The 23,885-nt window shown below is 38.2% G+C and carries 26 protein-coding genes; 20 read left to right on the top strand and 6 right to left on the bottom strand.

Annotated features, from left to right (window positions below):
* Nucleotides 1-467 precede the first annotated feature (467 nt).
* Nucleotides 468-1,160 (top strand): 5'-methylthioadenosine/S-adenosylhomocysteine nucleosidase, encoded by a 693-nt coding sequence (gene mtnN / locus ACQKN4_RS09770; RefSeq protein ID WP_079562864.1) that lies wholly within the window; start codon nucleotides 468-470, stop codon nucleotides 1,158-1,160.
* 465 nt (nucleotides 1,161-1,625) lie between these two features.
* Here mtnN and sigK read toward each other — a convergent pair whose 3' ends face one another.
* Complete coding sequence (sigK, locus tag ACQKN4_RS09775) at nucleotides 1,626-2,333, bottom strand: RNA polymerase sporulation sigma factor SigK (protein WP_049667745.1); 708 nt, start codon at nucleotides 2,331-2,333, stop codon at nucleotides 1,626-1,628.
* An 87-nt stretch (nucleotides 2,334-2,420) separates the two neighbouring features.
* Nucleotides 2,421-2,921: a CDP-diacylglycerol--serine O-phosphatidyltransferase gene (pssA, locus tag ACQKN4_RS09780; RefSeq protein ID WP_079562895.1), complete on the bottom strand. Its 501-nt coding sequence runs from the start codon at nucleotides 2,919-2,921 to the stop codon at nucleotides 2,421-2,423.
* Between the two features lie 136 nt (nucleotides 2,922-3,057).
* Between pssA and ACQKN4_RS09785 the strand changes: the two genes are divergently transcribed.
* The 13 genes from ACQKN4_RS09785 to ACQKN4_RS09845 all read left to right on the top strand — a co-directional run bounded on the left by ACQKN4_RS09785 (nucleotide 3,058) and on the right by ACQKN4_RS09845 (nucleotide 11,530).
* Nucleotides 3,058-3,840: a phosphatidylserine decarboxylase gene (locus ACQKN4_RS09785; RefSeq protein WP_079562865.1), complete on the top strand. Its 783-nt coding sequence runs from the start codon at nucleotides 3,058-3,060 to the stop codon at nucleotides 3,838-3,840.
* Nucleotides 3,841-3,876: 36 nt separating this feature from the next.
* The gene (locus tag ACQKN4_RS09790) at nucleotides 3,877-4,398 is read left to right on the top strand and encodes a YqeG family HAD IIIA-type phosphatase (RefSeq protein ID WP_079562866.1); all 522 of its coding nucleotides are present in this window, start codon (nucleotides 3,877-3,879) and stop codon (nucleotides 4,396-4,398) included.
* Nucleotides 4,395-5,498 (top strand): ribosome biogenesis GTPase YqeH, encoded by a 1,104-nt coding sequence (gene yqeH / locus ACQKN4_RS09795; protein WP_079562867.1) that lies wholly within the window; start codon nucleotides 4,395-4,397, stop codon nucleotides 5,496-5,498. Before ACQKN4_RS09790 ends, yqeH begins: the two co-directional genes overlap by 4 nt.
* A gap of 30 nt (nucleotides 5,499-5,528) precedes the next feature.
* Complete coding sequence (gene aroE / locus ACQKN4_RS09800; RefSeq protein ID WP_079562868.1) at nucleotides 5,529-6,359, top strand: shikimate dehydrogenase; 831 nt, start codon at nucleotides 5,529-5,531, stop codon at nucleotides 6,357-6,359.
* 5 nt (nucleotides 6,360-6,364) lie between these two features.
* Nucleotides 6,365-6,667 carry a ribosome assembly RNA-binding protein YhbY gene (gene yhbY, locus ACQKN4_RS09805; RefSeq protein ID WP_079562869.1) on the top strand — a complete coding sequence of 101 codons (303 nt, stop codon included), beginning with the start codon at nucleotides 6,365-6,367 and terminating at the stop codon, nucleotides 6,665-6,667.
* Between the two features lie 9 nt (nucleotides 6,668-6,676).
* Nucleotides 6,677-7,267: a nicotinate-nucleotide adenylyltransferase gene (locus tag ACQKN4_RS09810; RefSeq protein ID WP_079562870.1), complete on the top strand. Its 591-nt coding sequence runs from the start codon at nucleotides 6,677-6,679 to the stop codon at nucleotides 7,265-7,267.
* Entirely contained in the window at nucleotides 7,236-7,808 is a 573-nt protein-coding gene (yqeK, locus tag ACQKN4_RS09815) for a bis(5'-nucleosyl)-tetraphosphatase (symmetrical) YqeK (protein WP_427483551.1), read from the top strand. The genes ACQKN4_RS09810 and yqeK overlap by 32 nt, the downstream gene beginning before the upstream one ends.
* On the top strand, nucleotides 7,805-8,149 hold the full coding sequence (rsfS, locus tag ACQKN4_RS09820) for a ribosome silencing factor (RefSeq protein ID WP_079562872.1): 345 nt from the start codon (nucleotides 7,805-7,807) through the stop codon (nucleotides 8,147-8,149). The genes yqeK and rsfS overlap by 4 nt, the downstream gene beginning before the upstream one ends.
* A 2-nt stretch (nucleotides 8,150-8,151) precedes the next feature.
* Nucleotides 8,152-8,892 carry a class I SAM-dependent DNA methyltransferase gene (locus ACQKN4_RS09825; protein ID WP_240518338.1) on the top strand — a complete coding sequence of 247 codons (741 nt, stop codon included), beginning with the start codon at nucleotides 8,152-8,154 and terminating at the stop codon, nucleotides 8,890-8,892.
* Between the two features lie 198 nt (nucleotides 8,893-9,090).
* Complete coding sequence (locus ACQKN4_RS09830; RefSeq protein WP_079562874.1) at nucleotides 9,091-9,663, top strand: helix-turn-helix domain-containing protein; 573 nt, start codon at nucleotides 9,091-9,093, stop codon at nucleotides 9,661-9,663.
* Between the two features lie 108 nt (nucleotides 9,664-9,771).
* Nucleotides 9,772-9,948 carry a toxin-antitoxin system TumE family protein gene (locus ACQKN4_RS09835; protein WP_368483756.1) on the top strand — a complete coding sequence of 59 codons (177 nt, stop codon included), beginning with the start codon at nucleotides 9,772-9,774 and terminating at the stop codon, nucleotides 9,946-9,948.
* Nucleotides 9,949-10,353: 405 nt separating this feature from the next.
* Entirely contained in the window at nucleotides 10,354-10,629 is a 276-nt protein-coding gene (locus tag ACQKN4_RS09840; RefSeq protein WP_427483552.1) for a DUF4085 family protein, read from the top strand.
* Nucleotides 10,583-11,530 carry a DUF4085 family protein gene (locus ACQKN4_RS09845; RefSeq protein WP_427483553.1) on the top strand — a complete coding sequence of 316 codons (948 nt, stop codon included), beginning with the start codon at nucleotides 10,583-10,585 and terminating at the stop codon, nucleotides 11,528-11,530. The genes ACQKN4_RS09840 and ACQKN4_RS09845 overlap by 47 nt, the downstream gene beginning before the upstream one ends.
* A 165-nt stretch (nucleotides 11,531-11,695) precedes the next feature.
* Here the strand turns inward: ACQKN4_RS09845 and ACQKN4_RS09850 are convergent, their stop codons facing one another.
* Together ACQKN4_RS09850 and ACQKN4_RS09855 are read right to left on the bottom strand one after the other, a co-directional pair.
* On the bottom strand, nucleotides 11,696-14,281 hold the full coding sequence (locus tag ACQKN4_RS09850; protein WP_427483554.1) for a polynucleotide kinase-phosphatase: 2,586 nt from the start codon (nucleotides 14,279-14,281) through the stop codon (nucleotides 11,696-11,698).
* Nucleotides 14,278-15,573 (bottom strand): methyltransferase domain-containing protein, encoded by a 1,296-nt coding sequence (locus ACQKN4_RS09855; protein ID WP_427483555.1) that lies wholly within the window; start codon nucleotides 15,571-15,573, stop codon nucleotides 14,278-14,280. The genes ACQKN4_RS09850 and ACQKN4_RS09855 overlap by 4 nt, the downstream gene beginning before the upstream one ends.
* A 308-nt stretch (nucleotides 15,574-15,881) precedes the next feature.
* Here ACQKN4_RS09855 and ACQKN4_RS09860 point away from each other — a divergent pair, with 308 nt between their 5' ends.
* The 3 genes from ACQKN4_RS09860 to ACQKN4_RS09870 all read left to right on the top strand — a co-directional run bounded on the left by ACQKN4_RS09860 (nucleotide 15,882) and on the right by ACQKN4_RS09870 (nucleotide 19,824).
* A complete protein-coding gene (locus tag ACQKN4_RS09860) occupies nucleotides 15,882-16,529 on the top strand; it encodes a helix-hairpin-helix domain-containing protein (RefSeq protein WP_427483556.1) in 648 nt (215 codons plus the stop codon).
* A 455-nt stretch (nucleotides 16,530-16,984) separates the two neighbouring features.
* Complete coding sequence (locus tag ACQKN4_RS09865) at nucleotides 16,985-17,554, top strand: ComE operon protein 2 (protein WP_079562880.1); 570 nt, start codon at nucleotides 16,985-16,987, stop codon at nucleotides 17,552-17,554.
* A gap of 140 nt (nucleotides 17,555-17,694) precedes the next feature.
* Nucleotides 17,695-19,824 (top strand): DNA internalization-related competence protein ComEC/Rec2, encoded by a 2,130-nt coding sequence (locus ACQKN4_RS09870; RefSeq protein WP_427483557.1) that lies wholly within the window; start codon nucleotides 17,695-17,697, stop codon nucleotides 19,822-19,824.
* 50 nt (nucleotides 19,825-19,874) lie between these two features.
* On the opposite strand, the gene ACQKN4_RS09875 is transcribed toward ACQKN4_RS09870, so the two are convergent.
* Complete coding sequence (locus ACQKN4_RS09875) at nucleotides 19,875-20,012, bottom strand: YqzM family protein (RefSeq protein WP_079562882.1); 138 nt, start codon at nucleotides 20,010-20,012, stop codon at nucleotides 19,875-19,877.
* Nucleotides 20,013-20,176: 164 nt separating this feature from the next.
* Here ACQKN4_RS09875 and holA point away from each other — a divergent pair, with 164 nt between their 5' ends.
* Entirely contained in the window at nucleotides 20,177-21,187 is a 1,011-nt protein-coding gene (holA, locus tag ACQKN4_RS09880; protein WP_079562883.1) for a DNA polymerase III subunit delta, read from the top strand.
* A 142-nt stretch (nucleotides 21,188-21,329) separates the two neighbouring features.
* Here holA and rpsT read toward each other — a convergent pair whose 3' ends face one another.
* On the bottom strand, nucleotides 21,330-21,578 hold the full coding sequence (gene rpsT, locus ACQKN4_RS09885; RefSeq protein ID WP_079562884.1) for a 30S ribosomal protein S20: 249 nt from the start codon (nucleotides 21,576-21,578) through the stop codon (nucleotides 21,330-21,332).
* A gap of 162 nt (nucleotides 21,579-21,740) precedes the next feature.
* On the opposite strand from rpsT, the gene gpr reads away from it, so the two are divergent.
* Both gpr and spoIIP read left to right on the top strand, forming a co-directional pair.
* On the top strand, nucleotides 21,741-22,757 hold the full coding sequence (gene gpr / locus ACQKN4_RS09890) for a GPR endopeptidase (protein WP_427483558.1): 1,017 nt from the start codon (nucleotides 21,741-21,743) through the stop codon (nucleotides 22,755-22,757).
* Between the two features lie 52 nt (nucleotides 22,758-22,809).
* A complete protein-coding gene (spoIIP, locus tag ACQKN4_RS09895) occupies nucleotides 22,810-23,655 on the top strand; it encodes a stage II sporulation protein P (protein ID WP_240518340.1) in 846 nt (281 codons plus the stop codon).
* Nucleotides 23,656-23,885: the final 230 nt, after the last annotated feature.

Below are 23,885 nucleotides of genomic sequence, written 5' to 3' on the forward strand. Positions count from 1 at the left end.
TGCGAAAGCGAAGCGACAGCAACATGGTTTTAACTGTGCGAAAGCGAAGCGACAGCAACATGGTTTTAACTGTGCGAAAGCGAAGCGACAGCAACATGGTTTTAACTGTGCGAAAGCGAAGCGACAGCAACAACAACAACACACGACTGAGTGACCAACTTCATGTTGCTGCCGCTACGTTGCACTACGCTTTCGCACAGAAAACATTTGTTGGCCCAAAGCCTCCGGCGGACGTCGCGGTAATCGGAAAGGAGTGCTTAAAAAGGATGTTAGCCTAAAATCATCGCATCCATGCGATAACGGCTAGCTGACCTGCATCGGTAAAAACGCCACGTCCTGTGGCATTTCCGAAATGACCGACATCGTGTCGGCCCTCGTGCAGGCCTAAGCACAAAGCCGATTCCCGGACGCAATTATGCCGAGGCATAATTGATTTGAAGTGCATAAAGAAGGGAAGTAACGTAGATATGAAAATCGCAGTAATTGGCGCAATGGAAGAGGAAGTAGAGCTTTTACGAGCGTCTATAGAGAATGCAAAAAGCACAACAATTGCAGGAAGTGAATATACAACAGGAACTTACAAAGGCAACGAGGTAGTTTTATTAAAAAGTGGTATTGGTAAAGTGAATGCTGCAATGTCAACTACTATTCTATTACATGAATTCAAACCTGATGTAGTCATTAATACGGGTTCTGCAGGAGGCTATGATGAAAAGCTTGAAGTAGGCGCAATCGTTATTTCAGATGAAGTCCGTCATCATGATGTAGATGTAACGATTTTCGGTTATGAAATGGGCCAAATGGCTGGTATGCCAGCAGCTTATAAATCAGATGAAAAACTTATGAAAGTGGCTGAAGAGGCAGTAGAGGCTGTTGGAGAGCACCAATATGGTATTGGTTTAATTTGCTCAGGTGATGCTTTTATGAATGATCCTGTTCGTGTAGAAGCAGTCCGTCGTCACTTCCCGCAAATGAAGGCAGTAGAGATGGAAGCAGCAGCTGTTGCACAAGTATGTTACCAATTTGGTACTCCGTTTGTTGTTATTCGTGCTTTATCAGATATTGCTGGAAAAGAATCGAATATTAGCTTCGATGAGTTTTTACCAGTAGCTGCAAAGCATTCAACACAAATCGTACTAAAAGCTATCGAATCGTTATAAAGTCTATTATCAGCAGAGTTTTCTTTATCCCCCTGAGTATTAGGCTTCACCAATCTGCGGGATAAACTACACAAAAAAGTCAAAATGAGTGCCTTTTAGTGTGAGAAAAATCACAGTTTAAAAGTCGCACGAATGCTAAACTGTTGTTAATTAAATCTCTTCATATTCAGATGGGAGGCATGCATAATGCTATTTTTAACAGCAGGTGTAGTCATTATAACAATGTTAATCGGTACTCTTATTTCAGCAGAACTTTCAGAATCTGTTGAAATTCATTAAGAGAAAAAGCTCTCTTGCGACATTTTAATGACGCAAGAGGGCTTTCTTTATTTTAGCAATTGTTTTCGTAGCGAAAGCGAAGCGTCAGCTACAAATGTCTCCTTTTGTACCGATAAAAATACAAGATTCATTGCGGAATAATGTCATGTATTTATTGAATTATTATTAGTATCAATTTACAATATATTACTCAATAATTTTTTGATCTCGTTTATATAATTGATAGAGTTTAATAAGTGCTCGCTTTTCAATGCGAGATACATAGCTACGAGAAATATTTAAACGTGCAGCGATTTCCTTTTGTGTGAGTGCATCCTGCTGGTTAAGACCATAACGAAGTGTAACGATTTCGAGCTCACGTTCGTCGAGCATATGCAAATAGTGATATAGTTGTGCAACATGCTCTTTATGTTCAATTTTTTCAGTTGCACTTTCTTCATCGCATTGTAAGAGATCTCGGATTTGTAGGGCATTACCATCTTTATCTGTACCGATTGGCTCAAATAAGGAAACATCTTTTTGCACTTTTTTCTGTGTACGCAGATGCATTAAAATTTCATTTTCAATACAGCGGGCGGCATAAGTGGCCAGACGGGTTTTTTTGTCAGGCGTATAACTTTCTACAGCTTTCATCAGACCAATCGTACCGATGGAAATATAATCATCAAGTTGCTCATGCTTTGGGTGAAATTTTTTCACAACGTGTGCGACAAGTCTCATATTACGTTCAATTAGATCAAGACGCGCTTGCTCATCACCGCCTAAAAATCGTTCAATACAAGCAGCTTCCTCTTCTTTTGAAAAGGGTTTATGGAAAGTTTGCCCCTTTAAATAGCCAAGTAATGCTGGGATCTCAAGCCATAACTGCAACATAGATGTAAAAATTCCGCTCATTGAATGATTTCATCCTTTCCCCATTTTTCGACAGTATATGTTTTAAAGCTGTGTTAAATGAAAAAAAGTGCAACAGCAAATGCGCTGTTACACTTTTTTTAACGTGATTGTACTAATCATTAGTAATGCTAGTATTGGGAATAGGAAAAGATAAAATACTGGGTGGAACGTATTAGATGCGAAATACGTTAAAGTTAAGACTGTACCTGCCGCAGTAATCGGTAACCCTGTAAAATAGCCGTTTGCTTCTGAAATGTTGAAGCGGGCTAATCTCATCGCACCACAGACAATATACAATACTGTCATTGTCATACCGACAAAACCAAAGTCGCCTAAGACAACTTTATACATTAATAATGCAGGTGCCACACCAAATGATATAATATCACTCATAGAATCTAATTGTTTACCTAAATCAGACACTTGTCCAAGTGCTCTAGCCACCTTCCCATCATAGCGATCAAGAAGGGCTGCGATAAAGATAAACAAGACACTGTAGCTATAGTATTCATGTAGTGTAGTCATTATGGCCGCGCCGCCGAAAGACATATTACTGATTGTGATAAAATTTGCTGCTTGCGATTTCATTTTCTTAACCGTGGTATCCACCAACTTGTGATAAAAAAACAAGGGGGATCACTCCTTTGCACTTAAGATATTGTACCATTATACTTCGAATGCGAAAAAATTGACAGTCTAAATTAATCGATAGGGGTTTTGTTTTATGAAAGAAAAAATATATCAACGCTTGATTGAGTTAACAAACGGTAAGCAATCTTCCCAGCTTTTGCAATCTATTGCAAAAGCAAAGTGGAGTAAACGTATTATCCCTAGTTACATGAAAGTATACGATATTAAACTTGAAGAGGTTGCGAAACACCAACAACAATTTTCAAGTTTACATGATTTTTTTACAAGAGAGCTTTTAGAAGATGCACGTCCAATTGAACAAAATCCCAGTACTTATGTGAGTCCAGTGGATGCCAAAGTAGAATCGTTTGGGCGTATCGAATGGGATATGACATTCCTTGTAAAGGGTAAACCTTATTCATTACAAGATTTACTTGGCAATACAGAACGTGCTTCACAATATGCAGATGGGCATTTTATCGTGTTTTACTTGAGTCCGGCAGATTATCACAGAATTCATAGCCCGATTGATGGAAAGGTGCTACGACAGTATACACTTGGTCAAAAATCCTATCCTGTTAATCAGCTCGGTCTTTCATACGGTAAAAAGCCAATATCGCACAATTATCGTTCTGTAACGGAGCTGAAAGTGGCAAATAAACAACAGATAGCGTTTATTAAAGTTGGCGCTACCTTTGTAAACTCTATTGTGCTCACTAATACAACAACACAATGGCATAAGGGTCAAGAAGTCGGATATTTTTCATTTGGCTCAACAGTAGTTATGCTGTTTGAAAAGGATGCAATAGAATTTACGGAAAATGTTGTACAAGGAAGCCCAATTCAAATGGGTGAAGCCTTCGCAAATATGCTATAATGGTCGAATAATACGTTTAGATTAGGGGTCGCTATTTTGTATAATTTTTTATTACCAAATGAATTTGTCACGAGTATTTATGAAATTACACCGGAAAAGCTTCAAAACTTAGGTATTAAAGGGATTATTACGGATTTAGATAATACGCTTGTGGAATGGGACCGTGCAGATGCAACGGAAGAGCTTATTGTTTGGCTTCGCATTATGAAAGAATCTGGCATTCGTGTTATTATTGCGTCGAATAACAAAGAAGCACGTGTTAAGCAGTTTGCTGAGCCATTAGGTATTCCTTATATTCATAAGGCGAGAAAGCCACTTCGTAATGCCTTTTATAGCGCCATTATTCAATTGGGGCTACGACCACAGGAAGTAGTAATGGTAGGAGACCAACTACTAACAGATGTAATGGGCGCAAATCGTCTAGGCTTGCATACGGTACTAGTAAAGCCGGTTGCACAATCAGATGGGCTCGTAACAAAATTCAATCGATTTATTGAACGCCGTGTGTTCAATACTTTAAAACGAAAAGGAATCAGTACTTGGGAGGAAAAAGAATGAACGAAATGCCAAATTGTATTGGCTGTGGTACAACAATTCAAACAGAAGATAAAACAGCAGTTGGGTATGCACCCCCATCATCATTAGAAAAAGACGTGGTCATTTGCCAACGTTGCTTCCGTTTGAAAAATTATAATGAAATTCAACCAGTGTCATTAACAGATGACGACTTTTTACGTATTTTAAACGGTCTTGGAACTCAGCAAGGCTTAATCGTAAAAATTGTTGATATTTTCGACTTCAATGGGAGCTGGCTACCAGGACTGCACCGCTTCGTTGGAAAAAATCCTGTGTTATTAATCGCGAATAAGGCCGATCTATTACCGAAATCTGTGAAACCGAAAAAAGTGATTAATTGGCTAAAACGTGAAGCAAAGGCTCTAGGTCTACAACCTGTTGATGTACTTTTAGTAAGTGCTCATAAAGGAAAAGGGATGGCTGAAGCGATGGAAGCCATTGATGAGTACCGAAATGGACAAAATGTTTACGTTGTAGGCTGTACAAATGTTGGGAAATCCACGTTCATTAATCGCATTATCAAGCAGGCTACGGGTGAAGGTGAAGTAATTACAACTTCTCATTTCCCAGGTACAACTTTAGATATGATTGAAATTCCACTAGATGATGGAAGCTCATTATATGATACACCAGGAATTATTAATCATCATCAGATGGCGCACCATATTGACGCTAGCGAATTAAAATATATTATGCCTAAAAAAGAAATAAAGCCAAAAGTGTATCAACAAAATGCAGGACAAACATTATTTATTGGTGCCCTTGCTCGTTTTGACTTTATTCAAGGAGATCGTTCCGCATTTACGGTACATGTAGCAAATGACTTACCAATCCACCGTACAAAGCTTGAGAAGGCAGATACATTGTATGCAGAACATAAGGGGGAGTTGCTTGCACCTCCAACTGCTGAATTTATTGAACAACTACCGCCATTAGTGCGTCATGAGTTCTCAATCAAAGAAGCGAAAACAGATGTTGTATTCTCAGGTCTTGGGTGGATTACTGTTCAGCATGCTGATGTAGTTGTAGCAGCTTATGCACCAAAGGGTGTACAAGTTTCTATTCGCCCATCACTAATTTAAGTTGTACAAGTAGAGAAGAGGGACTAGGAAATGAAGAAATGGTTTGCGGTTATTGGTGATCCGATCGAGCATTCAAAATCCCCTGCGATGCATAATGCTTGGTTCGAGGAACTGTCGATAGATGCGACATATATTCCAGTACGTGTATCTTCTGAAAATTTGGAGGCAGCGGTTGCTGGTCTAAAAACATTAGGTGCAAGTGGTTGGAACGTTACAATTCCACATAAAACAGCGATCATTCCTTATTTAGATGAGCTAGATGAGTTGGCAGAAAAAATGGGAGCTGTCAATACGGTTGTCCGTACAAAAGAAGGAAAATTAAAGGGATACAATACAGACGGTGTTGGTTTTGTGCGCTCGCTTGAAGAGGCGGTTAGCAAGTCACATAAAGACAAGCCAGTTCTTCTGATTGGTGCGGGCGGTGCTGCTCGTGGCATTGCTTTTGCAATGCAGCAGCAAGGTTATACGAATTTAACCATTGCCAATCGCACAGTGGCAAACGCAAAGGCAATTGTCGATGAAATGGGTATAGGTAATGCTATTTCTTTAGCAGATGCGGAAGAATCATTAGCTGATTTCGGCATTTTAGTGCAAATGACATCGGCAGGCCTTGCTACGGGCAATTTTTCAATGCCATTTTCATTAGAACAACTTGCAGAAGGCGCAATTGTGGCCGATATTGTGTATAATCCATTAATGACGCCTTTTTTAAAAGCGGCTGATGAAAAAGGAGCAACCGTCGTTACGGGTCTTGGAATGTTTGTTCATCAAGGGGCTATTGCTTTTGAGCATTGGCTTGGTGAATACCCGAATACAAATTCAATGATTGCCCAACTAAAGGTGCAATTAGGAGGATATTAATTTTTATGTTAACAGGTAAACAAAAACGTTTTTTACGTGCAGAAGCACATCATTTAACACCAATTTTCCAAGTAGGAAAAGGCGGCGTTAGTGACGAAATGACAAAGCAAATTCGTGAAGCATTAGAAGTTAGAGAGTTGATTAAGGTACGTATTTTAGATAACTGTGAAGAAGACAAGCATGAAGTGGCAGAAGCACTTGCTAAAGGTGCTCATGCAGAGCTTGTACAATTAATTGGACTAACAGTTGTTTTATATAAAGAGTCACGTAATCATAAAAAGATTGCATTACCAAAAGCAGCGAAATAAGGTGAAACGATGAAAAAGGTCGGTTTACTGGGAGGTACATTTAATCCACCGCATATTGGACATTTAATGATGGCTAATGAAGTACTTCATGCTTTAGATCTTGATGAAGTTCGCTTTATGCCCAATGCATTACCACCACATAAGTTTGCACGTCATGATGCTAGTGATGTGGAGCGCCTTGAAATGGTGAGGCGTGCAATAAGTCCATATCCGTATTTTTCTGTGGAGTCGTATGAGGTGGATAAGGGTGGCGTATCCTATTCATATAAGACACTTTCTGCGATGTGTACAAGAGAGCCTAATGTGAAATTTTACTTTATCATTGGCGGCGACATGATTGATTCGCTTCATTCATGGTACTGTATTGATGAATTAGTGAAGCTTGTGCAATTTGTAGGAGTAAAGCGTCCAGGAACAGAGGCCACAACAGAGTATCCTATACTAATGGTGGAAGCTCCCCAAATCGATTTATCGTCCACACTGCTTCGTGAACGCCTTGCTACTGGAGGAACGGTTACTTTTTTACTGCCAGAAGCGGTAGAGACGTTCATACGAGAGGAAGGTCTTTATGGAACGCGAACAGTACCTAGCGGCGATTAAGCCACGCATGCCTGAGAAGCGCTATATTCATACCATTGGTGTAATGGAAACTGCCATTGAGCTAGCGAAATTTTATGGTGAGAATGAAAAAAAGGCTGAAATAGCAGCCATCCTTCACGATATTGCTAAATATGCAGATATTGAATGGATGGAGCAAATCGTCCTTGATGAAAAATTAGATGCTCGCCTTATTGGTTGGGGTAGTGAATTACTACATGGTCCAGTAGGTGCTTATATTGCAGAAAGCGAATTTGGCATTGTTGATGAGGATATGTTAAATGCTATTCGTTTTCATACAACAGGACGCGTGGGCATGAGCCGTTTAGAAAAAATTATTTTTGTTGCAGATATGATCGAACCGAATCGTAAATTTGATGGTGTCGATCGTCTGCGAAAAAAAGCAAAGAAAAATTTGGATAAAGTGATGAGCGCTTGTGTACGCCATACATTGGCATTTTTAATTGACACAAAACAACCAATTTATCCATTATCAATAGAATGTTACAACGATATGATGAAAAGAGAGGACAGTGAAGGATGACTTCAACTTTATTACAATCAGCTTACAAAGCAATTGACGACAAACACGGTGAGGATATTGTCGTTTTGAATATGGAGGGCATTTCACTTTTAGCAGATTACTTTATTATTGCTCATGGTAATTCTGATCGCCAAGTGCAAGCAATCGCACGTGAATTACAAGAGGTAGCAGTAAAAGAGGGCTATGAAATTCGTCGTGTAGAAGGCTTCGATGCAGCACGCTGGGTTCTTGTGGATCTTGGAGATGTTGTAGCGCATGTATTCCACAAAGATGAACGTGCTTATTATAATTTAGAACGTCTATGGGGCGATGCACCGCAATTAGACATACCAGAGGCTTAAGTGTGAGTAGCTACGAACGATTTGCACACGTGTATGACGAGTTGCAAACGGATATCCCTTATGAACGTTATGTAGGATGGGTTTTGCAGCATGCACCGAGCACTCAATATCAGAATCTTTTAGATATCGGCTGCGGTACAGGCGTGCTTAGCTTGTTGTTCGCGCAGGCAGGCTACAAGGTGAGTGGGGTTGATTTATCGGAAAGTATGCTCTCCATTGCTGCAGAGCGCTTTGCTGATGCAGGATTACATGTGCCTCTCTATTGTATGTCGATGGATGAATTAGATGGCTTTGGTGCGCTTGACGTTGTAACGATTGCTATTGATTCGCTGAATTATGTAATGGACGAAAAAGCTGTTTATTCAACATTAGAACGTATTCATGGTGCTTTACGAGATGAAGGCCAACTGTTTTTTGATGTACATTCGTTATTTAAAATGAATGATATATTTTTAGACGGTCCGTTTACGTATGACGATGGTGACATTAGCTATGTATGGCATACGGAGCCTGGAGATTTTGAACATTCCATTGTCCACCAAATGACGTTTTATGTGCGTGATGCTGCGAGTGATTTGTATGAACGCTTCGACGAGGAGCATAATCAGCGCACGTTCTCAATCGATCAGTATATGGCATGGCTTCAGGAAATTGGCTTTAAGCATGTAGAAGTAACAGCTGATTTTACTGATGAAGGTCCTGAATATGAAAGTGAACGCATTTTTATCCGTGCGGTGAAATAGAAGAACAGCTTGCTGGTAAACTGACCAGCGAGCTGTTTTTTGCTTTGTGAACAAGTTCTTTACTAGAAAACAGAATTGTAATATCGATTTTGAAGTGGCGAATAATATTCTCTTGGGGATTCTATCCCTGATACATTTTCAGAATCAGTTCGATATATTCAATTAAGAGAAACGAAATTAAAGCCAGCTGAAAAATTCATGTCGGACACAATCAAACTAGTTTTTGATCAAGTATTAGAACTATTGGATGAAAAAAATCAGAAAACAAATGAGTTAAGTGCTGTTAAGTTGGCATTTGAAAAATTGTTTTTAGAAACGACAGATTGCGGATATATAGATTATGATTACGATATAGCCGAGTTAGTCTCTACTGAGCAAGCAGCAGAATATTTAGGGGTTTCAAAGCCAACTATTTATAAGTATCTAAATAATGGTCTAGAATATAAAATAATTAACAACGTTAAAAAAATTCCTAGAGTTGCACTTAAATTATGGTCCGATCCAGTTACATCGTTTGAAATGCAACGGATACACCAAGAGAAAAATAGTAGAGCCCAAACACTGGAAGAAAAGTTGGAGGTTATCCAAGGTAGAATAACTGAATATGAAATTGAATATGGCGGAGAGTTTGAACATCTGTATGGAAATAAAAGTGATAGCCTAATTGATGGATTAGATGAGGCTGTAGACGTTTTTGATTGGAAGGGGTATATAGTGCAGAAAAATGCTTTATTAAAGCAAATACAGGCTAAGAAAGGTACAAATGCCTAAATTAACTGATTATGCGCCATATTAACTCGCTTTAATCCAATCTTACGTCAACCTACAGATTTATTAGTTGAAGATGATCCTATTAATCCAGACAATACAGTAATTAAAATTACATTCTACTTTCTTAGCGGTTTTTATAGCGAAACCCAACTTAGGGTTCGTGAGTGGTTTGATAAAAGTGACAATAAAATACAATACCGCTATTCATGGGAAAGAAATAGAAAGAAACCTGGTCATATCAGTGCCTGGGAAAATGAGCACCATTTTGTTCCGCCCACATGCTAACAGAAGTGCTCAAAAGTACCAGGGGATAGGGCACAATTGCAGGATAATTGGACAATAAGAGATTTAGAGAGCGTGTTAACCGTTGTGGAAGAGTTTATTCGTGAAAATAAACCGTACGATAGTAAGATGTTGTAATCAGAATTCTGAAAATAAAGAAAATGTTAAGAAGTGGTTTGTGTCTATGCATACAACCGCTTCTTTTAATAATGCTATAACCGAAGGGCTACCAATAAGTTCTTTAATGAAAATCCTGATTACAACAATTGAGTTTGTCACGAAAGTGAACAGAAAACTGCAAAAGAATAAGAGATAATTCATTTTCGATTCAGAATACATTGCATGCTAAATAAACGAAATAATTGTAAGAGTATTTTTTCTAACTACTCAATTAAAGGAGCTGAAATTATGTGGCACTTAACAATGCAAGATAAAAAAGCATATGAAAATGCGATGAGACTATTTATTTACGAATCAGATGAGGAATGGACAGATTACCTTGCCTATGCAAAGGAAAATGATATTGATCCATATAAGGAAAAGAAGCAAGAGTTAGATGTAATACGCGATAGTTTAATGAACTATTTACCACTGCGATTTCATACATATATTTTAGATAGTACGTTGAATACACCAGATGTTCCTAAAACATATACGAGAAGATTTTTTAGGATGGAGAAATGAACAGGAGCAGCTATTTGAAAATATTCTCGATGCGGCATATGAGGAAAAGCAGAAAACGTTAGCTTATATGAAACCGAAGGAGAGAGAGGTCTTTGAACAAAGCCTTCATGATGCAACAGTAGTTAGTATTCAACGTAATGATACTCAAGTTGAATTAACATTTGATATGGCAGGGGGCTTTACTGCAAAATCAATCATCTCTCTAACGTTTAACAATATTATAAGTGAGGTAGGTCAATTAGAACAAGAGCAGTTTTATATTTATGATGAGCTCAGAAAAACAGCGAATGGAATGGCACTACGTGTTATTTTTGATTGTCCAGAAGTGGAATGGACGATTGAAGCAGAGGAGTTAGACGCTGAATTTTATTATCGCCCAAAAACATATAGTGATTTTGCTGAAAACGGTAATTTTTCTACATACGTTCAAACATTGCAGCTAGGGCATGGCTTAATCTTTATTACACCTCAATTTAAAAAAAGAGTAATCGGGATTCAGCAACACGCACCGTTTTTAATTTTAGAAAATAGCAATCTATATGAAAATGACCAAGGCGTTTTTGTAGATACAATACGTGTGGCAGACAAATTAGATGATTGTATTCATTTTTTACATACAGATACATATGAAGATCCGTATGCACATTTTAGTGAGCCAGTACCTATCCAGGACTTGGAGGAGGCGGCCCTAGGTATAGATTTAGAGTTAAAGGTGCGCGCATGGAATACGATGTATGCCAATCCAGTACAGCTCGCGGAGAAGATTAATCATATATTAATGCAGATGAATCCCGCACAAGAGGATGATATGATGCAAAATGTATTTATTCGCCATTTTTACAATGAGGGAATCTTAACGGCTGAGCTCCAAGTGAAATTTAATGACATCTTAACAGAATAACGCGTGTAGAAAGTAAAAGTGCCACACTGTCCAATATGCAGTGTGGCACTTTTTACATTATGACTATAAAAATAAAAGTGACGGATAGAACGTCAGAAAAAGAGTTCTTCACCAAAATGTTTGAGAAAGCAACACATTGTGCTCACCTATGCATGGCGATCTTTACTAAAGTCTAGGGTCGACAGGATCACTTTCGAGTGCTAGTGTCCCGAGTACACATTCATGAATGCGGGCAGTCGATTCACATTTAACAAAACGTTCTATTCCTTCTAGTCCGAGTGCGAATTCACGCAATGCATGCTTCATTTTTTTACTTGGATTACGTTCCTTCAGTTTCGTTAAATGTGAAGGCTCTAAATAGTCCATACCATAAATAATTCGTAAATACTCACGACCACGTACTTTAATCGCGGGCTGAATGAGCTTGCCATTATATTTTGTGACAAAAATTTCAGGTTTAATAACAATACCTTCATGACCAGCAGCAGTCATTTCCTCCCACCAAGTAATAATCTCTTGTTCAGAAGCTTCATCCGTAATGACTTTAAACGCTGTCTCAATAAATAGTGTTGAATTTTTGGCAAATAGTCGATTCATTTCCATATGCCATATATGCGGTTTATGGAAAAACGTTTCCGAACTATGTGCTAATACATGGAAGGGTGCAATTTGAATAGATGAAGCATCCTGGACATCCCAACAATAATTTTGGTAAACAGTTGAAAATCGTTGTGCATTTTCAAGTAACCCCTTATACTCCTGAAGCCATTGTGAAACATCGATTTGTACTGTGTCACGTAGTTTCTCCATAAGCTTTGTACGGTCCATTAATGCTTGCTCAGCTACATGTGCATACTGTTGATCGATTAATTGTTGCGCTTTTAAGTTCCAAGGTAAAATTTCTGCATCGAGTAGTACGAAATTTGTATTAAACTGTTCGAAATAATTTTTCTCTATTAATTCTGTATGAAGTTGTTGCAAAATTTTTTGTTCCGTCTCTTTATCGAAAAACCGTCTTCCTGCTCTAGTTGTAATGATACCAAGTGTTTCTGTATCAACGTATTCCTTTGCAATAAGCGCATCTTTAAACAATAAAAGAACAGCGCGACTGCCCATATGTTTCTTCTCGGCAATCATTGTCTGGACACCGTGCTTTTTATAATAAGCAAATGCCTCAGAAGGGTGTTCCAACGTATCTGCTAACGAAGATGTTTGTGGTGTTGGGCTCATCGTTGGTGGAATATAAACTAGCTGTTCTAACGGCAGTGCATAATGAGAAATACTGTCGATCGCTGCTTTTGCATGAGCACCGCCTATTTGTACATTGTTAAAGTAGGCAGTTTCCACTGTGAATCCTTCTAAAAATGCTCCGATGTTTGGTGGTGTAAAACGTTGAGCTTTTGCCTCAAGTAGAGGATTTCGTTCGATACCGGCATAGTTTTTATACGCCTTCACAAACTCAAGAGTCTTTTCAGGATAGCGAAAAGCAGTTAGCTGCCCCCCAAAAACAACTCCTTGATCAATATTCAACGTATTATTTTGCTTTAACGGCTGAATTTTAGGATCATGCCCCCAAATAATAAGCTGTGATGTTTGATGCTCTATAAACCAATCATTACGAATAGGTTTTCCAGATTTATCTTGCCCCTGAACATCTCCGTAACGACAGAAATCAGAAATTCTTGTCGATTGTTTGCCTATATAACGGTCACGGATACCTGCGTGTGTAACTACAGCTGAAGAAATGCCATTATTCACTAACAAATAGTGAGAGGGAGCAGCGAGTAAACATTTTGCGAGACGAGCTTTTAAGGCATTTGTTTTCTCCGCTCCGAAATCTTCTTCATAAACGTTAAATTCAGCTTCAACTAGCTCATCTCCATGATGTAATGTTACTTTGCGTCCATCTAACCAACGAGCGATCTTCCAGCCATGATTACTGTCAGTCATATAGGCAAGCCCACGCTCTATATGGCGCTCAAAAAAGTCCATTGTTGCGATCGATTTTGGTCCTCGGCTCATAATATCACCAACTGAAATAAAGCGTCGACCTTGTGGATGAATATAGTAACCTTCCTCATTTTCTTCGTAGCCTAGCTTACCAAGTAATTCAATAAATTCATCAAAGCAGGCATGAATATCACCAATAATATCAAGCCCAGCCTCTACATTTAACAGTAGCGGTGACTTTTGTTTTGATAATGTTAGTCCATCCGTCTCGGTCACAATATAGGTTTTAGCAAACGACTCTTTTTTAATAAATCGTTTTTCTGCTTTTAATAAGCGTGCCTGCTGTTTAATACGTTTACTACCTCTTGGGTCTTTGCGCAAAGTATCTCGATGTAACAATGCATCAAGAGGAATGTCCAATACAATTGCACTAACCGGAACATGTAGCTTTTTCCCAAGCGAAATATATTTTTGACGTTCCTCTGATTGTAAATGTGTAGCATCAACAAAGGTACATTTATTTAATGAGCTTCTAGCCTCTAATACGCGTTTCATAACTGCAAAGGCTTGTGCTGAAATAGCGAAATATTCATCATACAATAAATCTGCTTCTTCCTTCGAATGATGTTGAAAATCGATATAATCTGTATCTGAAACAAGTGTCCGATAAACATCAGAGCTAATAATTTCAGAAGGAGAAAGCATACCTGTATTAACCCATTGTTGTAAAAGAGTAGATTTTCCACTATTGGATGGACCAATTAGCAGAACAATCCCTGCATGTGGAATCTTGATGTTCATACATTCTCCTCCTTTTTCGTATAAATGCACATTTGGGTAGGTTGTCCGTAAATATCATGTTGATCGCCGATGCCAGTAAATGAAAGCTCATATTGTTCATTGCGACTCATCGCATGACACCACTCTTGAAATTGTTTGCGTGTCCATTCAAATCGGTGATCCTCATGACGCATTTCATCTAATTTGTAAACAGCATTGTATTCAGCATTTGGTGTTGTCACAATTAATGTTTGAGGACTATATTGTGTTAAAAGCAACTCCATTATTTTAGGTAATCGTTCCTCATTAATATGTTCAATGACTTCACATAAAACAATGACGTCTTTATGTACTAATCGTGCATCGTAATAAAATAGCGAGCCCCATGTAGGTTTTGGGGTTACAAATGCATCCTCTAAGCCTTCAAAACGCTTGATTGCTTTTTTCATTGCAGCTTCACTTGGTTCAACCGCAAGCAACTCGTCAATTCCTTTGACGTAGGCAAGTAAACTTGAAAGCTTTCCTTCACCAGAACCAAAATCAACAATTGATGATCTTCGAGGTAGATTTTTAATGGTTTCAACAATTTTTTCGTAGCGCAATGTATTGAGTGACCGCGTTACATTTTGTGGTGCTGTGTTTCCATCATATAAATGGGAGAAGCGTAGAGCTTTTTTATAAATAAATTCTTTCATTGGATGTGTATCTAACCAGCCTTCTCCGTATCGTTTAAGCTTATCAACTTCCAATTCATCGATAAAGTAGTGCTTATAATCATCTAAAACAGGGATCAGTACAAAGAGATGCTGTAGAGCTTGTTGTAGCGTAATGTCCGCAGATAATGTGAGAAAACGCGCGCGATGGTCGTTAGACAAAGCTTCGATGTTGACAGTGTATCCAAGAGGCTGAAACAATTCATTTATCTTTTCATTTGTCATAGCAGAAGCGATTGGACCGAATTCAAATGAAAATGAAAATGTTTGAGCTACCCATTCAATATATTGTTCTTTTGGTTTGCCATTTAACGCAGTACCTAAAGCAGAACGGATAAGGGATAAAAAAATACTACTAGCGGCGAATTCACGGTCATTAATATAATGTGTAATATCAAGTGCATTGTCATTTTGAACAAGTGCGAGTGCATTTGGTGTAACAAATATTGTCACAACAAGGCTTGTTTCAGAAAGCTCATGATAAACAAGTCGAACTAAATGATCTTTTACACGCCGTTCATATAAATTATTCGGATTTTTTGATAGTAAGTAGGAGATAGCTTTCACATTTTCTCCCTTTGCCTGTATTGTTAGCTGCATATTCTTCCTCCATTCAGTACAAAGGCATAATGGGTCTTTTTTATTGTGGCTCATCACCAAAAGTGGTAGATGACAATTTTTTAAATATATGCGCTGTAAATTAGTTGATTTCCGTTCGGATGGTGAGCCTTTATGATTCCAATAATAACATGATTTCACATCATTATGTCAGTGTCATAATAAGCAAAGGGTAGGGATATCTTCGTTTTTGTCTTAATAGATAATTTATCTTTTCAACGCATGAATGATATTGTAAGATGAAATAGACTCCATATGATTACCTTTTGCAAAGGAAAGGATGTTAGTTGATGATCCAATCTTTTTGGCAAAAGTATAAAAAAAGTATGTTGATCCCCGGCATACTTGTTATCAGTGGACTTAGTTACTTCTTTTTTTCGAGTTCTGACTCTTCACCTCCCCAAGAAGAGCTCATTGAAACAATCCAACCTATTGAACAACATGAAATAAAAGAATCTGTTGATGAAGCGGTCATACAGCAGGTGTTTGTTGATATAAAGGGTGCTGTTATGTATCCTGGTGTCTATGAGTTACAGCCTGATAAACGCATTATAGATGCCGTACATCTTGCAGGTGGCTATACCCAGGATGCTGATACGCAACTCATTAATCATGCGCAAAAAGTTGAGGATGAAATGGTTATTTACATTCCTCAAAAGGGTGAAAAGCTAGACGAGATTACCTCATCTATTTTGACGATGCCTACTGGTGGAACTTCACAAGGCGACAACGGTATGAAAGAGCAAAAGGTCAATTTAAATAAAGCAGATGAAGCAATGCTTACGACATTATCAGGTATTGGTCCATCAAAGGCACAAAGTATTATTTCGTACCGTGAGGAAAATGGTGGCTTTAAAACAATTGAGGATTTAAAAAAAGTGAGTGGTATTGGCGACAAAACATTTGAGAAACTGAAGGATTTTATTACAGTTAAGTAATGGTAGCAGGTATGTTTATTTGGAAAAATAGGTCGATAAAAGATATTTTTTTGTTGCTATTTGCTAATATATTCCCATTTTCAACTGATTGTAGCGTAGGGCTACCCGACTCCAGCAGGGAAGCGAGACAGACGAGACCTACACGGAGCGAATGTTTTCCGTGCGAAGGCGTAGTGCTAACGCAGCGAAAGCAACCTAGCGGAGGAAGCGGCTCGACGCTCGTCCGCAGGAAGCCTTGCTTTGTGCGAAAGCGAAGCGGTAGCTCGTAGCGGAAATCAGTGCCTTCTAATTAATTAGAGTGGATAAGAATGGTTAATTAACACACCTGTAACGGCAGTAAGTTTTGAGATATTGACGACTCTTTTCAAAAAGGGCTACACTATAGTAGAAAAGGACTGTTGCAATAAAAGCACAGCGTAAATAAACAATATAAGTAAAATTTCGGAGGTAGTCATATGGAGCGAATTACTTGGGATCAATTTTTCATGGCGCAAAGCCATTTACTCGCATTACGTAGTACATGTACAAGGCTTGCAGTAGGAGCAACTGTCGTTAGAGATAAGCGAATTATTGCAGGTGGCTATAATGGCTCAATTACAGGTGATGAACATTGTATAGAAAATGGTTGCTATGTGGTTGATAACCATTGTGTGCGCACAGTGCATGCTGAAATGAATGCACTACTACAATGTGCTAAATATGGGACGCCTACAAAAGGTGCAGACTTATATGTTACACATTTCCCATGTCTACCATGTACGAAATCTATTATTCAAGCAGGGATTGAACGTGTGTATTACGCTACGGATTATAAAAATAACCCTTATGCACAAGAGTTATTTGAAAAAGCAGGTGTAGAGGTAGTACACGTTCCGTTTGATGAACGTAAAATCGACTTCTTAAGCGACGAAAAATTAGCCTTGTACATAAACATGCTAAACGAACTTCGTGAAAGTGGTATGCCAGCAGAAAAATTGCTTCCATATGAACAGAAGGTGAGTTCATTATTTGGCAAAAAGCTTTAAAGCATAAATGGATTTACGTAGCACTAGCTGTACTTGTTGCTTCAATAGCGGCACACAAGTCAGCTTGGCTACTTGCCGTTCTTCTACTTTTCGCATTCTGGATTAAATGGAAAGGTGAAATACGTTTAATTTCAGCGCTTGTGATTGTCTTTGGATTTCTTTCCTATTTCTTCATCATTACATTCCAACTGACGGGTTCTTCCCCTCTACCGTCAACATTCCCAATAACTTGGTCGAGCGAATATAAAATAAATGGTCAAAAGCTCAGAGGCTTTGTAAAAACTGAAACAGATGAGAAGCTGTATGTCGTCTATACTTTTTCGTCAGAAGATGAGAAACGCTTTTATGAAACTATGTCATTGACAGGTAGGACCTATCTTGTTCAAGGAGAACTAATAGCACCCCTTCCACCCGCGCATGAGTATGTGTTTTCTATGGAAAAATATTTAATCAGTAAAGGTGCTAGGGGAATATATGAAGTTTCAAACTGGACCTTTATAGAAGAGAAAAAATCCATTCGTTCGTTTCTTGCTAAACAGAGACACTATATGAAAAAACATATTGAAATAACATTCCCGAAGTCGCTAGTTGCAGAGGCACAATCACTTCTAATAGGATTGCAGGATCAAGTCGACCATGATCTTCAAAGAGCTTATCAAAAGCTTGGCATCACACATATATTTGCTATCTCTGGTTTACATGTGGCGTTCGTCACATGGTTGTTTTTTGAAGGTCTTCTACGTATAGGCGTAAGGACGGAAATAGCGACCTTAGTGTTACTCATTATCTTACCTATATATGGGGTGATAGCTGGAGGTGCTCCTTCCGTATGGCGTGCAGTATCTGTCGTAGAATTAATCATGTTAATGCGGTACTTTAGGTGGCACGTATCTATTGATGATGCACTAGCCATTAGCTTTATTTGTTTTGTTCTTCTTGAGCCAGGTGTCATTTATCAGATTGGCTTTCAATTGTCATATTTAGCAGCGGTTAGTCTCGTCTATTCAGCTGTCATTTTTAGACTTTTCGCGAACTGGTTAATCCGCTTATTTTTCATTACATTCGTGTGCCAGCTTCTTGTTTATCCATTATTGCTCCATCATTTTTATGAAATTTCTATTTCTTCATTTCTAGCAAATATTATTTTTGTACCACTGTTTTCCTTTGTCATTCTGCCTTTTAATATGACCATGTTTGTTATAACAATACTATCAATGCCAGTAGCAAAAGCTTTATTTGATTTGTACGAGCCGCTCCGTGTTTGGCTTACGAAGTTTATTTTATATCTTCAGGATTTGCCGTTTCAGCTGTGGTCGCCAGGGAAGCCTGCTATATGGCTTATTTGCGTGGCGTTAATAAGTGTATTAGCAGGCCTCTATTTTATCGAGATAAAACAGTATGGCAAATTTGCAGTTGTGATCTTCATTCCTGCATTATGTATTCATTTTTTGCCGATGCTGTTTAGCGAAACTAAACTGACTTTTTTAAATGTTGGTCAAGGTGATTGTACAGTTATTGAATTACCGTTTAGAAAGGCTGTGTATGTCATTGATTCCGGTGGCTTACTACGCTTTGAGCAGCAGGATATATGGAAGACGTCAGAAAGTCCATATGAGGTCGGGAGGCAAGTTGTTGTACCGTTTTTGAAAGGAAAAGGGATACGAAACATTGATATTTTTATCGCCACTCATGCAGATGCTGATCACGTAGAGGGCGCTGAAGAGATTTTGCAAGAGATTAACATGCATGAAATTCACCTCACCCCTGGTTCAATGGACAAGCCAGTAATGCGGGATTTACTGATGGAAGCCAAAAAGAAAAGAGTTCCTGTGAAAGAAAAAATGCAGGGAACAGCGTGGCGCATCGGAAACACTAGTTTTCATTATTTATGGCCCCGAGACACTCTATATGAGGGCAATGATGATTCAATCGTTTTATATATGCAACAGGGCTCATTTCGAACATTGTTAACAGGTGACTTAGAGGAGCATGGCGAACAGGAGCTTCTTCAACTTTACAACAAGCAGTTAGCGGATATGACATTGTTGAAGGCCGGGCACCATGGTAGTAAAACATCAAGTATTGAGCCGTTTGTAGAGCTGTTACGGCCCGAACTAACCATTTTCAGCGCTGGGCTCAATAATCGTTACCGTCATCCAAATGAAGAGATTGTGGAGCGTTTTACAAGTCGACATTTATCTACATTAACAACTGGAATAGATGGGACGATTGAAGTAAGAATTCGTAAAAATAGTTGGTCTGTGCAATAGGAAAAAGACCTTGTCCAATGAGCAAGGTCTTTTCCTAGACATAAAATTAATTATCTAGATGCTACTTCTACTATAATTGCGATAAGAAACATAAGCGTAAACATCCCAAATGATACACCGAAGCCAACTCCAGAATCGGTTGCATCGTTACGGCTACATTGTATGTTTTTTCCTTCAAATGGATTCATTGTTATCCCTCCAATTCTGTTATTTATTATAAGACATCAATTTCATAAAAGCTATAAAGAAACGGAGAATTTGCCATATGGCAAGGAATCGACACAATTCGGTCAAAGTCACAGAGGAATAAAAATCATGTATACTAGTAGTATTGCTACATGGAGGGAAAATTATGATTTCAACGGTTTGGAATAATATTAAAAAAGGACAGCTCTCACCAGTTTATTTACTCGTTGGTGAAGAAAGCTATTTTATAGACGAAACAGTTAAACGGTTAAAAGAAGCGATAGGGTCCGAAGAAGAGATCGAGATGTCAACATTTGATTTGGAAGAAATGCCAGTAGATGTCGTTATAGATGAAGCAGATACCATTCCTTTTTTCTCTGAGCGAAAGCTTATTATTGCTAAAAACGCATCTTTTTTAAAGGCAACAGAAAAGGGAAAAGAAAAAATTGACCATGATATAAAGCGTTTAGAATCATGGCTCGCTAACCCTTCTGATTTTTCAGTAACAGTATTTATCGCGCCGTATGAGAAATTGGATGAACGTAAAAAAGTGACAAAGATGATGAAGGAGCATGCGTTATTAGTCCAAGCTGAAACTCCAAAGGAACAGGACTTAGCAGTGTGGATACAAAGTATAGTGAAAGCAGAAGGCAACAGCATAAAACAAAATGCGATTGAGCAGCTTGTCGCAATGGTTGGACCAAATATGCTACAGTTGCAAATGGAAATTGAGAAGCTGACTATTTATGTTGGAGATGGTGGTGAAATAACTGCCACGCTAGTCGAGGATTTAGTAGCAAAAACATTAGAGCAGGATGCCTTTAAAATGTTAAATGCTTACTTTGCAAACGATTCTGTTGGAGCATTGTCTATTTATCACGATTTACTACGTCAAAAGCAAGAGCCTATCATGCTTGTTGGATTACTTGCATCAAATGTGCGTACGATGTCCAATGTCTTTTATTTATTAAAAAAGGGTTATCATCCACAGCAAATCGCAAAAAATTTAAAAATACATCCTTATCGTGTCAAGTTAATGGTTGAGCAGCGTAATCGTCCGTCAGAGGAAAGCTTATTGAAGGCTTTATATCAGTTAGCAGAGGTCGATTTACAACTGAAATCAACAGGAGGCAATCGTGAGCGTTTTTTAGAACTCTTCTTACTTCGCCGACTTTAAGGGATAACGGTTGTGTAGAATAAAAACAACTATTGATGAGCTGTCCGAAGCGATATGGGCAGCTCTTTTAGGCGTAATTGATTTTTCTTATAAATAAAAAGATCAGCAACCCTTAATAGAGTATACTGATCTTTTACAACAATTACGCTTTTTTAGCAAGGCGAGACTTTTTACGAGCCGCCGCGTTTTTGTGGATAAGTCCTTTTGAAGCTGCTTTATCTAAAGATTTGTAAGCTGCTTGTAAAAGTTCTTGTGTGTTTTCAGCTTTAGCAGCAACAGCGTTTTCAGCTTTTTTCACTGTAGTACGCATTGCAGATTTAGCTTTAGTGTTAGCAGCGTTAGCTTTTTCGTTAACTTTTACGCGTTTAATCGCAGATTTAATGTTTGGCATATGTTTCACCTCCTAAAATAGGTACGAGATGATATCTTCTCATTGATTTCTTGTGTCAATACAACAAAAATCATTTTAACAAACGCTTGGCCAAATTGCAATAGATAAATGCAAAGAATATTTACTTGACAGTTTGAACAAACTACAGTTGAGGTGAACTGTATGCAAAATTTTAATTGGCAACGTACAGATTTAATCGATGAATCTGAAGAGGTTGTATTACATCAAACGAAAGAACAAAAAGAAACGCTTGAAGAGTCGAGTGGTATTCAAATTGAAGATCGGAATGCTGGTCGGGTAAAAATCACTGATGTAGTAGTAAGTGCAGAAGGCGAGCAGCAAATTGGGAAAAAGAAGGGGCAGTACATTACTCTCTCTGTGCCTACTTTGACGTTAGAAGATCGAGATGGATTTGAGCAGCTTGAGAAAGAATTGCTTGGGAATTTTAAAAAAATGCATGAATCCATGTCATGGAAAGAAGATGACAAAATATTAATTATTGGTCTAGGTAATCGTACAATTACACCTGATGCTATAGGACCATATCTTATTGATCATTTGCATAGTTTAGATGTAATTGATGAAAAGTTCGTCATGTATGCGCCTGGTGTAACGGGGCAAACAGGATATGAAACTGGTGAATTTGTGGCGGCCATAGCTGAACGTTTAAAGCCAAAATTAATTATTGTTGTAGACGCACTTGCAACAAGAGCTAGTGATCGCTTATGTAAAACAATTCAATTAACGGATACAGGGATACACCCTGGTTCAGGCGTAGGAAATAAGCGTAAGGAGATCTCATATGAGATGTTAGGCATTCCTGTTACTGCAATTGGTATCCCTACAGTAGTTGATGCACCTGTATTAATTGCCGATGCTGTAGAGGTAATGCTACGCTCTATAGCTGCACGAGTGTCAGAGCGGAGTAACCCTTCATCAAAATTGTCATTGTCTTCTTGGCAACCAGATATAAATAAAGAACTAGACATGTCTTTAGTACAGCCGATTTTTGGTGAATGGGCTACGTGGTCTAAAGAAGAGCGTCAGCAATTGTTTGCAGAGACTTTCGCAGGCTCGCATAAACAGCTGATGGTTACTCCAAAAGAAGCCGATTATTGGATAGATAATTATGCAAAACTCGTATCATCTATGCTTATGAATTGGGCAAATAATCTATAATTTTTTCCGTTCTAAAAGGCACATCCTCTCCATACGATAAGGGGAGGAGGGTGTGACTTTGCTAAAAAAACTACAGTGGTCATTTGGTTTATTATTGTTCTTCTTCGTATTACCTGTCATTGCTGGGCAACTTCCGTTCAACAAGCAAGCATCGACTCCGATTAAAGAGCCAGAGGATAAACCAGTCGTGTTTGCCGCTACTAATTTACCTGAACAAAGTGTCCTAGAGGAGACAAAAGAGGAAACTAAAGAGGAAATAAAAGATCCATTTAAAGTATTGTTAGTATTTACGCATTCACAGGAATCATATCAACCAATGGTGCAAGCTGTTAGCGGGAAAGCGGCAGTTTATGATGAAAAAACAAATATTTTTAATTTAAAAGATACTATTTCTAAGCATTTTAGTATGAACGGTATACAAACGGACGTTTTAGATGTTGATGTGATGAAGGAATTAAAACGTCAGAAAAAACTTTTTCCGGCAGCTTACAACGTTGTACGTCCTTATTTAGCAAAACGTTTACAAGAGCAATCCTACGATTTAGTGATTGATTTGCATCGAGATTCTGCCAGGAAAAATGCGACAACGATAACTCATAATAACGAATCATATGCACGGATTGCAATTGTCATTGGTGCAGAGCATAAAAATTATAGATGGAATACTGCGTATGCAGAAAGTTTATCAGCTACAATGAATGAAATCGTGCCGAAAATTTCTAGAGGTGTTATATCAAAAAGTGGTGACAATGTGGATGGACGTTATAATCAAGATTTAACAAAAGAAATGATTTTAATCGAAATAGGTGGAATTGACAATACAGAAGAAGAATTGAATCGTACAATTGCTGTAATAGGAAAAGCTATAGCAAAATCTTTTGTTACAGAAAAACAATAGTAAAAACAATAATATTAGAGAATATCATAATAGTCTCTATTTTTGCCAATTAGGCGTTACATTTAATATTTTTAAAAAGAATAATTGTTTACAAAAATGCTAGAAATTTTTTTAGGAAAAATAGAGGTTAAGCCTTTTAATTATTCGTTTCTTGCCTTATAATTTTCGAGTCAGCACATAAAGATTTGACTTTGAATTGTAAAAGTTTTGCGGCATATGCAATAGGCGAA

Source organism: Lysinibacillus sp. NPDC093692, from assembly GCF_050280125.1.
Classification (GTDB): domain Bacteria; phylum Bacillota; class Bacilli; order Bacillales_A; family Planococcaceae; genus Lysinibacillus.